The following is a 13,180-nucleotide window of genomic DNA, read 5'->3' as shown; positions in this document are numbered from 1 at the left end:
GGTAACGGCGGCAACGGCGGTCTCGGCGGGCTCGGCGGCGACGGCCTCACCAGAGCACTCGATGGCATCGGTCGCGACGGAACCGCCGGCTCGAATGGCGCCGACGGCGGCAGGGGCGGCAGCGGCTACAGCCCGCCCGCTGGTGCCAACGGAACTACCGGTACTGGCGGCGCAAGCGGCGGTCGGGGAGGCAAGGCCGGCAACGGCGGCACCGGCGGAGACGGTGGCAACGGCGGTCTCGGAGGCACCGGCAGAACGAGCGGCGCCAACGCCAAGGCAGGCAACGGTGGAAACGGCGGAGACGGCGGAACCGCAGGCACCGGCGCAGCAGGAGGCTTCGGTGGACAGGGCACGTTGACCATTTACGGCACCCCATCGCAGTCACCCGGTGCCGGCGGCGGCGGCGGCAAGGGCGGCAACGGCGGGGACGCCGGGGTCGCCGGTAAGGGCGGTACCGGTGCCGATCCGTCTCTAAACGGGGAAGACGGTCTCTACGACGGAAATGCCTCCAACGGCGGTGACGGCGGAAGGGGCGGAACGGGCGGCACCGGCGCCTCGGGCGACGACGGCGCCACTTACTACCCCGGCGGCCCAGCCGCCAACGGTGGTGGTGGTGGCAGCGGCGGCACCGGCGGTAAGGGCACGACCGGCCCGTCCGGCAACGGCGGCAACGCCGGGGCAGGCGGTGCCGGTGGGCGCGGTGGCTCAACGCGGAACCAACCCGGCGGCCGCGGCGGAAACGGTGCCAACGGCGGTAACGGCGGCGCAGGCGGCGTTTCCAGCGCCGGCGGCGCGAGCGGGACGACCGGCTCCGGCGGCGCCGGCGGCGCCGCCGGCCCTGGCGGTACCGGTACTCCCACGGGATCCCCCGGCACCGCGGGCCAGCCCGGCACTCCGTAGTCAGGCGGATAACGAATTCGGCCCCCTCCTGGGGGAGTGGCCGACTTCGCCGCGTGCCTCGTCCCGGGGACCACGGGAACCTCGGGCCCCGAGCAATTCACCGGCACCGTCAAGCCTTCGCCGGAATTGGACTGCGCAGTGACACGTTCGGTATCCAAAGCGGCGATTAGGTCGGGGCCGTAACCTAGCGCGGCGAAGCGATCAGCTTGCTGGCAGCCGCAGATTGCGCCCTCCCCACCACTACCTACGGGCAGATAAGCACGAACCTGAGAGTAAGTTATGATTGCCAGCAACGTGCTCATCAGGAGGGGTGCCCCGTGCAGAGCCATGCGAACCGAAACCGCCTTGTCTTACCCGTCGCCGCGATCGTCGCACTCGGGTCGGTGAGCGTTCCCCACACCCGGGCATCGGTCTCGCCGCCGCGGCTCACCGAGGTCGCCGCCGTCCGGTTGCAGGCTGAGGTCACCTCGCTGGTCAGCGGAGTCGCCGGCGCGATTGCCCCGATCGCCCCGGCGGCCGCGGCGGCGGTGTCCCCGGCGGCGGGCAGCACTCCGACTTCTACTCCCACCTACAACCCGAACTACACCTGGCTCGACAACTTCGTGGCCAACCTGCCCGACAAGATCCGCTACGCCATCCTTCCCCCGCTCTACGTCGTGGCGGCGGCGCTGGGGGCGGTCATCGGCATCGTCAAACTCCTCGTCACCCCGATCGTCCGGCTGTTCAACCCCGAGTCGACGTTCCCGTTCCCGAGTGCGGCGGTCGCCACGCCGGCCGTCCGGGCCCAGACCCGTCCCACCCGGGCCCGGCCCGTTGCCCCTCCGTCGTCGGCCCCCGGTGACATCGCCGGGTCAGGCAAGTCCGGAAGGAGGGTCGCCCGGCCGGTCGCCGAAGTGACGGCACAGGTCGCCGGAGCAGTCGCCACCGCTCGTTCGCGTGCCCGCGCACGGATCGCGGCCGCGGCCCCGTCCGTTCCGGCTGCTGCCGCCGGCACCGATGCCAGCCCGCTCACCCGCACGCCGCGCGCGGCGCGGAGCAAAGCAACCGTTTCGGCGGACGCGGCGCCGGCGTCGCGCCGGGCTAAGCGCTCAGTTCGATGACGGCGGCGTCGGCGACACCGTCGTAGCGGCCCGGGGTGCAGGTCAGCACGATCACCTGACCGCGGTCGCCGACCGTGTTGAGCACGGCCCCCATCTTGGAAAGCCGGTCGGGATCGCTGAAACCGAGCGCGTCGTCGATGATCACCGGCACGGTGTCCTCCTTGGCGACCAGCGCGGCTCCCGCCAGCCGGGCCAGGATCCCCAGCTGCTCCTTGGCGCCGCCGGACAGTGCGTCGAACGGGACGGTGCAGCCCTCCAGAGTGCGGGTCTGGATGGTCAGTTCGGTGTCGACGTCGACCTCGAAGCTGGGGCCGAACACCTCGCGGCCCAGCCGCTCCAACTCGGTGCGGTAGGGCTGCACGTAGCGCTGGCGGGTGTTGTCGCGGTGGCGGATCATGGTGCTGCGCAACAGCTCTGCCGCCGACGCCCGCTCCCCGATACGGGTGTGGTCGGCGCGCGCGCGTTCCAGTTCGGCCTGCGCCTCGTCCAGCCTGCCCTGCCGGCCCTCGCTGCCGATGACACCCAACTCGGCGGTCAGGGCGTGCAAATCCAGCTTGACGGTTTCCCGGTCGGCGGCGATGGCCGCGGCGGCCTGCGACGCGGCGGCGAGTTCGGCCTCGACGGCGTCCGGTTCGGCGGCGGCATACAGTTCGGCAAGGGCGGCGCCGGCCGCATCGGCGTTGTGCTGCGTTGCGGCGTCAGCGGCCGCCCGGGCGGCGACGGTCTCGTCGGCGACCGCGGCGCGCAGCGTCGCCAACTGATCGCTCACCGCGGCGAACTCGGTGTCCGCGGTGCTGAGCCGGTCCCGTGCGACCGTCGTCGCGGTGGCCTTGGCTGCCAATGCCGCGGTGGCCGCGGCGACGGCCTTGTGGTGGGTGTCGGCCTCGGTGCGGGCGGCGCGCAGTGCCGTGTCGGCCGCAGCCAGTTCGACAGCCGCCGCCTCGGCGTCGAACTGCTCGGCGTCGACCTGCTCGCCACCGGCGGCCACGGTTCGTAGCGCCGCCAGTTGGCTGCGCAGTTCCGCCGCGTCCTGGCCTGCGCACAGCCCCTCGAGTTTCGCGGCATGGGTGGCGCGGCTGTCGATGAGCGCGCGGCGGCGAGCGTCCAGCACACGTGCGGCATCGACGTCGGCCACCCCGGCAGCGGCCAGCTGCTGATCCAGAAGTCGTTGGGCGGCTTCGAGATCGGCGCTCAGCTTGAGTGCGCTGGCGCCGGGGTCGATGCGCACGCTCAGCACGCCGGGCACGTCCACGCTCGTCGCCGTCGAGGCGGGGTGGGTCCATACCTGGCCCGCGGCCAGGGTGCGGGTGCGGCCGTCGACGGTGATGTCGAGGTCCGCCGGTGCGGTGAACTCCACGGTGGCGATGTCGGCGGTCAACTGAGCCTCGGCGCGCTGCACGGCGGCCCAGTGCTTCTCGATGCCGGCCAGTGCCGCGTCGGTGAGGGTGATGGCGGCCAGTTCCGTGCCGATGCGGCCCAGTTCGGCCTCGGCGTGGTCGATTCCGGTGACACGGGACTGCAGCTTGTCGGCGGTCTCCCGGGCGACACAGGCCTCGGCGGCGGTCCGCGCGGTGTCGAATCGCTGCTGCGCGGCCAGAAGTGCGGCGTCGGACTGCCCGGCTGCGGCGGTCGCCGCCTCGGCGACCTCGGCGCACAGCGCCTCCTGCTCCTGGGCCTCGGTGAGGCTGTCGTGAAACCCGACCAGTGCCGCGCCGCGGCGTTCGGCGTCGGCGATCAACTGCTGACGCTGGCCGTTGGCGAGCGCGGAATTGGTGGCGTTCGCGGACGCGGCGTCGGCGACAAGGCGGGCCTGGCGCAACTTCTCGCGCAGTTCGGCCAGCGCCTCGTGGGCGGTGCGCGCGGCGGTCAGCCGTTCGTTGGCCGGGCCCAGTGCCGTTTCCAGTTCCCGCAGCGTCGCGGTCAACTGCTCGTGGCGTGACACGCGCTCGTCGACGTCGGCGACGGCGAGCAGCCAGCCGCCCACCTCCGCCTCGGCGGTCTTGACCCGCTCGATGGCGGCTTTCCAGACCCCGGTCGCCCGGCCGGTGCCGGTGAAGTACTTCGAATACTCGGCGTCGACGAGGTCGATGAGCAACGACTCGTCCCCCGACGGGGCTGTCTCGGCTTCACCGGCGGCGGCATCGAGCGCACGCGACAGCGCGTCGGAACCGGACAGGTTCACCGCGCTGGTCGAGGCGGACTGCAGCACCTGCTGGGCGTCCCACAGCCTCTTGTCGAGGGTCTCGGCGAGCATGGCCTCGACCCGCTCGTGGGCCGGGTCGCCGGAGAGCTGCTCGCGTCTGGGCGCGATGACCTCGAGCTCGGTCATGGCCTTCTTGTGGAAGCGCTTGCGGTACACGAAACGGTAAGGGCCGGTGCTGATCTCGGCCTCCACCTGCGCGCCGACATCGGCGTGGGCGGGCTTGACGGCCTTGACGTCGCGGTGCGCCGAGCGGTCGCGGTAGTGCAGCAGCAGATCGAGCGCCTCGAGCATCGAGGACTTGCCGATCTCGTTGGGTCCGCAGACCACCACCACACCCTGGTCGGGGAAGGTGATCGCGCGGTCGGACACGCCGCGGAAGTCGGTGAGGCGCAGGCGGTGCAGGATCACGCCGCACTCCCCTGGTGCAGCCGCAGCAGCAGCGCGAGCGCACCGCGGGCGGTCCCGGCGTCGTCCCCCTCGGAGCGGGCGGCGGCGACCAGTTCGGCGACAGCATCGGCGGCGAACCCGCCGATGCCCAGGTCGTCGAACTCGTCATCGGCGGGCATCACCGCGATATCGGTGTTGCGCTCCCAGATGGCCAGGCCCGCGAACCGCCGGGTGTGCCGGTCGATGGCCGCGTCCAGCGCGGCGCGGTCGGTGACGGTCAGCGTGCCCACCACTCCGACCTTGACCACGGTGCGGTCCTTGTCGGGCAGTTGGTCGAGGTTGACGTCGAGATCGGCGATGTCTCGGCTGCTGTTGACCTCGCGCCGCAGGCTGACGAACCGCCAGGTGCCGACCTTGCGGGTCTCGACGCCCACCGGGTGTGCCGGATCCTCGAGGTCCATGTCGACCACCAGCACATGGCCGGAGTCGGCTTCCTTGTGGTCGAAGTTGGTGACCTCCGGCGACCCCGAGTACCAGATCCGGCCACTGTCGCCCACTTGAGTGCGGGAGTGCTTGTCCCCCAGTGCGACGTAGTGCACCGCGGAGCGCTCGAGTGCGGCGGCGAGGCCGGCCGTCGCGATCTGGGCCGGGTTGTCCCGGTCGGGGTCGAGTGAGTCGACGGCGCCGTGCGCCAGCAGGATGCGCGCGGTGCCGTCGGCCGGCAGGCCCGCGAGCACCTCGGCGGTCAGGTCGGCGGTGGGTTTCTTGGACCGCCACGGCGCGGCGACGATCTGCACGCCGGGGCGGACCTCCCACACGCCGGCACGGTCGAGGACCGTGACGTTGTCCGGGCACTCCTTGCCGAACAACTCGCCGGTGTACACCGACGCGGCGTCGAGCGGGTCGTGGTTGCCGGGCAGCAGATAGACCGGGACGTCGATCGCCCGCATCGCGTCCAGCGACCGGCTGATGACCTTGGGCGCGAGTTGGTTGGCGTCGAACACGTCGCCGGCCACCACCACGAACTCCGCGCCGGTCTCACGGGCCAGCGCGCCGATGGCCACGATCGCCTCGCGGCGCGCGGCGGAGTAACGCGCCTGGGCGTCCTCCTCGAGAAAGTGCCGCGTCATGCCCAGTTGCCAGTCCGCGGTGTGCAAGAACTTCATAGTGGCGCGAGTGTATGGCGGGGGTCTGACAACTCCCCGGACCTCGATCGGCATGTGGCCTAACCTGGGACGAATGAGAACCCTGGTGCTGATGCGACACGCGAAATCGGATTACCCCGAGGGCGTGGGCGACCACGAGCGGCCGCTGGCCGAACGCGGAATCCGCGAGGCGGCGCTTGCCGGCGACTGGCTGAGGGCCAACGCCCCGCAGATCGACGCGGTGCTGTGCTCCTCGGCGGTGCGCACCCGCCAGACCCTGCAGACAACGGCGGTACCGGCCCCGGCCAGCTTCCTCGACCGGCTCTACGGGGCCAGCCCCGGGGAGGTGATCGACGAGATCAACTCGGTCGCCGACGACGTCGCCACCCTGCTGGTCGTGGGCCATGAGCCGACCACGAGCGCCGTCACGCTCGGGCTGGCCGGCCCGGGCAGCGACCGAGCCTCGGCCGAGGCTGTCGCGCGCAAGTTCCCGACATCGGGCATCGCCGTGCTCAGGGTGCCGGGGACGTGGTCGGAGCTGACCCTGCGCGGCGCCGAACTGACCCGGTTCCACATTCCGCGGTGAGAGCACACCCCACGTTTGAAAGACGCTCCGCGGTGAGACGCACCGCTGCGCTGGCCGCGCGGATCAGCCCCGCCGGAGTCCGAAGCTGACGAGATCGGCTGCGCGCTCGATCAGTTCGGCGAGCGCCTCTGGGTCGCGCCTGAGGTCGTCGTGGCGCCAGGCCAGGCTGATGATCCCGTTCCAGCTGGCCCACAGGATGGTGGCGGTGGTCTGCGGATCGACCGGCCGGAGGCTGCCCTCGGCGATGCCGCGCTCGATGGCATCGACCATGCGGGCGTTCTGCTCGTCCACCCGCCGGCTCAGCAGCGCGGCGGTCTGGGCAGCGGCCGGATAGGGACCCGGTTTGGCGGGGAAGGCCAGCATGCGGAAGAACTGCGGGTGGTCCAGCGCGAAGCGCAGGTACTGCTCGGATGCGGCGAGGAGTTGCTCGATCGGGTCACGGTCGGGGGTGTAGGCGCGGTCCATGTAGTCGCGGTCGACGTCGAGTGCCAGGGCCACGACCGCCGCGTACAGACCCTCCTTGCTGCCGAAGTTGTTGTAGATGGAGCCGACGGCGACACCGGCGTGCTGGGCGATCTCCTCGACGGTGATGGCGTCGACGGGGCGGTCGGCGAACATCTGCCGCGCCGAGGTGAGCAGGGCCTCCATGGTCCGTTGCCTGCGCGGGTCGATACGACGCTCGTGGGCGGCAAGCACCCACCGATCGTACTGCGCCGACCCACTTTATTAGAACGGTTGCAATACATCACGGGACGGTTCTACCATCACGCTGTGCTGGAAGGGTTGCAACAACCCGCGCCGGGGACGGGGCGCGTCGTCGGGCGGTTGGCCCGCGCTCAGGTGGAGCAGAGTCTGCGCCGCGCCGCCCGGCGGGTGGGCTGGCGGTCACCGCACTATGTCGCGACACACGACGTCGGCTTTCCCGACACCGCCGTCGCCCTGGAGTCCGCCGCGCTGATGCGAAGCCATTCGCCCGGGGCACTGGCTGCCCACTGCTACCGGACCTACCTCTTCGGCGCTGTTCTCGGCACCCGCGACGGTCTGGACTGGGATGCCGAACTGCTCTTCGTCTCGGCGATGCTGCACGATCTCGGGCTGACGAAGTTCCCCGGCGGACGAGGACCCTTCGAGCAGCGTGGGGCGGAGGCGGCCGAGTCTTGGCTGCACGAGCGGGGCTGGCCGCAGGAGCGGGCGGGTGTCGTCGCGCGGGCGATTCGCATGCATCTCGACGTCGGTGCGGCCGGCCGGGAACGACCAGAGGTGGCGCTGCTGCACTTCGGCGCCGCAGCCGACGTCACCGGGATGCGACTGGAGGACATCCACCCGCGGACCGTCGCGGAGGTTCTCCACGACCATCCCCGCTCCGGGTTCGAGGGCTTCTTCGCCGGGAAGATCCGGGGCGAGGCCCGTGCCGAGCCGCGGTCCACCACTGCGCTGCTGTGCCGCTGGGGCCAATTCCTGTGGCGTATAAGGCATTCGCCTTTCGAGCGCGACGACGGCGCCACCGAAGTATGGGACGACAAGGAGTCAAGATGAGCCTCGTGGTGGTCATCGTGATGGCGGTGTTCTTCGCCGGCATGGGCGTCTTCGCGCTTGCCCGGCCGGCCGCGCTGATCCGCCCGTTCGGGATCATGCTGCCCCGGCCCACCTCGCGCGCCGAGGTGCGCGCGGTCTACGGCGGATTCGGCCTGGCGATCGCCGGGGTGCTGATCATGGCCGCGACGGGGCACCCCGCCCGGGAGGGGATCCTGATCACGGTGGCCGCCGCCCTGGGCGGCATGGCGTTCGGGCGGTTGGTGTCCGGTGTCGTCGACCGCCCGAATTCCCTCTACCCCAATTGGTTCTACTTCGTCGTCGAAGTGCTGGGCGCGGTTGCGCTGCTGTGGGCGTCGGGAACCGCCTGGACGACCGCCGCGTGACCGCCGGCGACAGTCGGGATGTGCTCAAGCCCGATGCCCATGACCCGGGACGGTCTAGCCGGCCGCGTCTTCCTGCGGATCACCGAAATACTTGGCCTTGATCTCGTCGTAGGTGCCGTCCTGACGCATGGCCAGCAGGGACTCGTCGACCGCCTGACGCAAGGGGCTGTTCTGCTTGAACGCCACGCCGTAGTCCTCGGCCTGGAAAACGTCGCCGGCCAACTGCGCCTCTCCCGCGCCGTCGTGGGCAACGTAGTAGCGCAACACCGGCGAGTCGAAGACGACGGCTGCGTACTCGCCCTTCTCCAGTGCCCGGTAGCAGTCGTCAATGGTGGGCAGACCGGTCGCCTTCACTCCCATTCCCTCGAGGAATTTCGCCGAGGTAGTGCCTGTCACGGTTGCGACCTTCTTGTCGAAGAGATCCTGCGGCCCGTTGATCTGGGCTTCGAATGAGCCGACCGTCAGGGTGGTAGTCAATGTCGCGGTGAAGAACGAGACGAACACGATCGCGACGAACCCCCACAGGATCGTCAAAGCGCGCGACACCCAATGCCGCGGTACGTCTTCCTGAGTCGCCGTGAGCGTCTCACCGGAGAAGATGAACGCCTGAAAAATACCGGGTATGTAGGACTTCGCCACCATCGAATCGGGATGCCTGCGCTCGGCCAGCCAGGTGATGTGGGCTGGGATCAAGGCCATCAGCAGCCCGCCGAGCAACCAGAAAAGCATGGTCTTGGAGAAAAGGATCGGCAGGAAATTCTTCAGGCCCGGCTCGGCCGCCTCCGTCGCCCGCTTGGGAACCAGAATCTGCAGGCCCGCCGACAGGATCGGCTGGGAGAAGTCGTAGGTCGCCAATCGTTCACCGGTGATCGAGATCGCGCCGGCGGCGACGTCCGCACGACCCTCCGCAACATTTTTCAGTTGTGCCGCAACGTTCTCAGCGTCGATGTACTTGGTCGACCACTGTTGCCGCTTGGCGATCTCCTCCCACAGGTCGATGGTGAATCCCGTCCGATTGTTGTCCTGGTTCATCACGAAAGGTGCCAGGGTGCGGACGGTGACCGCCACCTCACGAGGCTGAGCACCGGCCGGCACCGCGAGCGGCAGGAACCCGAAACCAGCGATGATCATCAACACGCTGATCAAGCCACGCAAGCGCAATCCCATGTTGCAGACCTTTCTTTCTCTAGTCGCCTCAAGCCGTCGAGGAGCCCGGGGGTTAACTTGGCTCGCCACCGGACTGAGCGTCATCTCCGCCGAACCACTTCCGCTTGATCAAGTCGTACGTGCCATCTTGACGAATGGACAGCAGTGTCTGATCCACCTGCGGGCGCAACTCGCTACTAGTGGGAAATGCGAACCCGTAGTCCTCTTCGTGGAACACCGGTCCGGCGAGTTCCACCGCGCCGGCCCCGTCGCCGGCGGCGTAGTAGCGCAGGACCGGGGAGTCGAACACCACGGCGTCATAACTGCCCTCGCGCAGTCCGCGGTAGCAGTCGTCGATGGTCGGAAGACCCTTTGCCGGGATACCCATATCCTGCAGGTGCCGTTCAGAGGTCGTCCCGGCCACCGTGGCCACCTTCTTGCCCGGCAGGTCAGACGGGCCGGTGATCTGGCCGGCATAGGTGTTGACGGTCAGGTTCGTGGTCAACGTCGCGGTGAAGTAGGAGACGAAGATTATGGCGATGAACCCCCAGAGGATTCCGAGCAACCGGCCCAGCGCCCGGTGCGGGAAGGTGTCGGGCATGAAGCCCAGGAATCCCACCGACCATGCGAAGGCCTGAAAGATGCCGGGAAAGTAGGAGCGCGAGATCCCTTCTTCCTCTTCCTCCTCGTCCCCTTCTTCCCCCTCCCCTTCCTCTCCTGCGTCCTCACCAGCCTTGGCGGCGCCGGACTTACGACGCTCGATGAGCCAGAAGATATGGGCGGGGATCACCGACAAGATCAATCCGGCGAAAAGCCACATGGCCATCGCCTTCGAGAACAGCAGTGGCAGGAAGTTGATCAAACCGGGCTGAGATGGAACCACCGCCCGATGGGGGACGAGGATCTGCAGGCCGCCGTTGAAGATCGGCTGAGAGAAATCGAACTTCTGCCGCCGATCGGCAGTGATGGAGATCGCCCCCGCCCCGACGTCGGCACGCCGTTCAGCGACGTCCTTCAGCTGTTCGGTGACGTTCTTCGCCTCAACATACTGAGTGGTCCACCCCTGACGCTTTGCGATCTCCTCCCAGAGTTCGATGGTGAAACCCGACTTCCCGGCATCGTTTTCGATGACGAAAGGAGCGAGAGTCCGAATCGCGACCGTGACCGTTCGGGGACTCGCCGCCGCCAGGGTCGCCATCGGCAGTCCCGCGAAAACAGCAGTGATCATCAACACTGCGATGACTGCATGCCATCGTGATCCGAATCGTGCGCGCACGCTTAGGACTCCCTGTCGACTCCGAGGACACTTGGATTTGCGAACAATATCCGACGGCCGAGTTTGTCGGAGCGATTTTTCCGGACCCGCAAACCCCGGATGACTCGGCCCACCACCGCCTCGATCGGGAACGTCCTGCAGACAGACTCCGGCGGGTTACTTCCCGGCGAAGTTGGCGCTATTCCGCGCTTTCTTCCTCTGCCGCGGCTTTTCTCATCTCCCGCATCAGGTGGGCGTAGACGATGATGACGCTGATCCCCAGCGCGATCTCGCACCAGAAGAAGGCGAAGAAGTCCACCAGGACGCCCAGTGGCGGCACACCCGGCGCGAAACTGCGGATCGCGGGAAACGCGAACAGCAGCACAAGGATCAGTGGGATCATGAACCGGACGCTCTCGGAGGCACCACCTCGGAGTAGCCAGTAGACCGTCATGATCGCCAGCGACGTCAGCGTCAACATCAGCACCGAGGTGAACAACGCGAAGAAGATCGTCGTCGGCGCCCGAGAGACCCGGATGTTCAGATCGCGGGTCGCGTCGTCACCCGGGGAGATTGAGGCCATCTGCACCCGGTAGCCGGGGTTTGACGCCTCAACCTCCATCGACGCCGGGATGGACTTGCCGTCCTCGGCGCTGACCTCGACGCGCATGGTGGTCTCGTATTTGTCGAACGGGTACATGCTGATATTCCCGGACCGCAGCGGTAGCCGCACATCGGCCGGCAGCATGATCTCGGACTTCTCGTAGACGTCGTGAACGACGTCGGCTCCCCCGAGCACCGTCACCTTGACTCCCTGGGTGAGAAAATTCCCATCCTGGGAATACTTTCCGATCGGGACGAAGGCGAGTCGCAGCCGCACGACCCGGTCCGCGGGCGTCACATCGACGACGTTGGCCGTGACCTTGATGCCATCGCGCAGATTCGGATCACCCGCCACCAGCGATGTATGCCTGACTTGCATGAACGAGGTCAGCATGAATGCGATGAAAGTGATCGCGAAGATGACCGGAAGGACGACGAAAACTATCGGCTTCCACTTCGGCCGCGCTGGGGAACTTTGAGCTGCCTCGCCGGATTCGGGCGGTACACGCTCCGTGGTCACCATAATGTGCGAAGACTAGCCAAAAACCGCTCGTGAGAGTGGTGTTTAGCGCCAGACCAAGCCCAGCGCCCCGGCGGGTTCATCACCGTCCGGTTTTCGTGCCCGCCGCAGCCCCAGATGCAGAGGTGGCGGAGGCTCCGGCCAACGGGATCGCCAGCAGCAGGACGGTGACGAGCCCGAGTGTGGCGGCCGGATCCTTGGGCGAGTAGGGGTCGGCGCTCTGCGCGCTCTCCTCGCTGGAGGACGGGAACGGCTTGCCGGCACTTTTCCCGGCTCTCTTACCGGCACTCTTGCCAGACGTCATTGCCGAATGCTGCTGGCCGTTTGGCTTCGCAGCGAGCGCCTTGAAGGCGGCGACGGCAGCAGCGGTCCCGTCGGCGTCACCGTTGTCGGAGGAGCCTTGCCCGCCGGCCGAGGCAGCCGAGGCCCCGGCGGCCGCGGCAGCAGTGGCTGCCGGCGCGGCAGCCGCGGTCGCCGCGACTGCGGCGGCGGCTGGCGCCGCCGTTTCGGAAGCGCCGGCGGAGGCTGCCGCGGGTGCGGCCTCCGCCGAACCCGCCGCGGTTTCCGCGGTGGCAGCCGCGGGAGCGGCGATGTCGACGGGGCTCACCGCTGCAGGGGTGACGGCGACGTCCGCCACCGTGGGCAGGGCGACACCGAGCACGGTCAGGGCGCCGCCACCGCCGCCGAACTCGCTCGGCGCCGAATCGGCCGGCGCGGCCACCGTCACCGGGACCTCGACGGTACCGCCATGGCCGTCGGAGACCGTGATGGTGAAGGCGTCGCCCAGTAGCGGCTTGCCTCGGGCCGGGATGTAGCTGAAGGTACCGTCGTCATTGACCGTCACGTTGCCTCTGTCCGGTGCCGACGCGCTGTAACTGAGCCCGTCGGAATCAGCGTCGACCGCCGTGACCACGCCGGTAAGTCTCCCGTTCGCGGCCGGCTCACCGAGGCTGAGGATGCCGGTCGGGATCGCGTTGGCCGGGGCCACCGCCACCGCCACCGGCACCACCACCGTGCCGCCGTGACCATCGGAGACGGTGATCTCGAACGCATCGGTCAGCACCGCACCCGCCGCCCCGTCGGCGGCCGCGGCATGACGGGCCTGCGGGGTGGGCACATAACTGAACGTGCCGTCGGCGTTGACCGTCACAACACCCTTGCCCGGCGTCGAGGCGGTGAACGTCAACGGATCGGCATCGGCGTCGCTGACCGACACCGACCCGACCACCCGACCCTCGCCATCCGGAGCGCCGGCACTGGCCGACCCACCCGGGGCGGTATTGGCCGGGGCCACCGCCACCGCCACCGGCACCACCACCGTGCCGCCGTGCCCATCGGAGACGGTGATCTCGAACGCGTCGGTCAGCACCGCACCCGCCGCCCCGTCGGCGGCCGCGGCATGACGGGCCTGGGCGG

The 13,180-nt window shown here is 69.0% G+C and carries 11 protein-coding genes and 1 pseudogene; 5 read left to right on the top strand and 7 right to left on the bottom strand.

From position 1 onward, the window contains the following. Positions 1-900 (top strand): annotated as a pseudogene (locus tag ACKOQ4_RS01490) (hypothetical protein); the annotation flags it as partial. A gap of 383 nt (positions 901-1,283) precedes the next feature. Beyond that, positions 1,284-2,000 (top strand): hypothetical protein, encoded by a 717-nt coding sequence (locus ACKOQ4_RS01485; RefSeq protein ID WP_526288121.1) that lies wholly within the window; start codon positions 1,284-1,286, stop codon positions 1,998-2,000. On the opposite strand, the gene ACKOQ4_RS01480 is transcribed toward ACKOQ4_RS01485, so the two are convergent. After that, entirely contained in the window at positions 1,981-4,611 is a 2,631-nt protein-coding gene (locus ACKOQ4_RS01480; RefSeq protein WP_526288119.1) for an AAA family ATPase, read from the bottom strand. The two genes, ACKOQ4_RS01485 and ACKOQ4_RS01480, sit on opposite strands and share 20 nt — an antisense overlap. Next, positions 4,608-5,756, bottom strand: coding sequence for a metallophosphoesterase family protein (locus tag ACKOQ4_RS01475; RefSeq protein ID WP_526288117.1), 1,149 nt, complete (start codon positions 5,754-5,756; stop codon positions 4,608-4,610). The genes ACKOQ4_RS01480 and ACKOQ4_RS01475 overlap by 4 nt, the downstream gene beginning before the upstream one ends. A gap of 73 nt (positions 5,757-5,829) precedes the next feature. Here ACKOQ4_RS01475 and ACKOQ4_RS01470 point away from each other — a divergent pair, with 73 nt between their 5' ends. Next, positions 5,830-6,321, top strand: a complete 492-nt coding sequence (locus ACKOQ4_RS01470) for a SixA phosphatase family protein (RefSeq protein WP_526288115.1) — start codon at positions 5,830-5,832, stop codon at positions 6,319-6,321. Positions 6,322-6,384: 63 nt separating this feature from the next. Here ACKOQ4_RS01470 and ACKOQ4_RS01465 read toward each other — a convergent pair whose 3' ends face one another. Further along, a complete protein-coding gene (locus ACKOQ4_RS01465) occupies positions 6,385-7,017 on the bottom strand; it encodes a TetR/AcrR family transcriptional regulator (RefSeq protein WP_526288112.1) in 633 nt (210 codons plus the stop codon). Positions 7,018-7,092: 75 nt separating this feature from the next. Between ACKOQ4_RS01465 and ACKOQ4_RS01460 the strand changes: the two genes are divergently transcribed. Together ACKOQ4_RS01460 and ACKOQ4_RS01455 are read left to right on the top strand one after the other, a co-directional pair. Continuing rightward, positions 7,093-7,857 (top strand): HD domain-containing protein, encoded by a 765-nt coding sequence (locus tag ACKOQ4_RS01460; protein WP_526288110.1) that lies wholly within the window; start codon positions 7,093-7,095, stop codon positions 7,855-7,857. Continuing rightward, complete coding sequence (locus tag ACKOQ4_RS01455; RefSeq protein WP_526288108.1) at positions 7,854-8,240, top strand: DUF4345 family protein; 387 nt, start codon at positions 7,854-7,856, stop codon at positions 8,238-8,240. Before ACKOQ4_RS01460 ends, ACKOQ4_RS01455 begins: the two co-directional genes overlap by 4 nt. A gap of 54 nt (positions 8,241-8,294) precedes the next feature. On the opposite strand, the gene ACKOQ4_RS01450 is transcribed toward ACKOQ4_RS01455, so the two are convergent. The 4 genes from ACKOQ4_RS01450 to ACKOQ4_RS01435 form a co-directional block, all read right to left on the bottom strand. Next, on the bottom strand, positions 8,295-9,407 hold the full coding sequence (locus ACKOQ4_RS01450; RefSeq protein ID WP_526288106.1) for a transporter substrate-binding domain-containing protein: 1,113 nt from the start codon (positions 9,405-9,407) through the stop codon (positions 8,295-8,297). 52 nt (positions 9,408-9,459) lie between these two features. After that, complete coding sequence (locus ACKOQ4_RS01445) at positions 9,460-10,614, bottom strand: transporter substrate-binding domain-containing protein (protein ID WP_526288123.1); 1,155 nt, start codon at positions 10,612-10,614, stop codon at positions 9,460-9,462. Between the two features lie 226 nt (positions 10,615-10,840). Then, positions 10,841-11,764, bottom strand: coding sequence for a DUF4436 family protein (locus tag ACKOQ4_RS01440; RefSeq protein WP_526288104.1), 924 nt, complete (start codon positions 11,762-11,764; stop codon positions 10,841-10,843). Positions 11,765-11,846: 82 nt separating this feature from the next. Further along, a partial coding sequence (locus ACKOQ4_RS01435) for a cadherin-like domain-containing protein (RefSeq protein WP_526288102.1) occupies positions 11,847-13,180 on the bottom strand: 1,334 nt, incomplete at its 5' end.

The sequence above is a fragment of the Mycobacterium sp. genome, assembly GCF_046095365.1.
GTDB lineage: Bacteria > Actinomycetota > Actinomycetes > Mycobacteriales > Mycobacteriaceae > Mycobacterium.
Note: the sequence above shows the minus strand (reverse complement) of the source record. Positions and strands in the feature narration are given on the sequence as shown.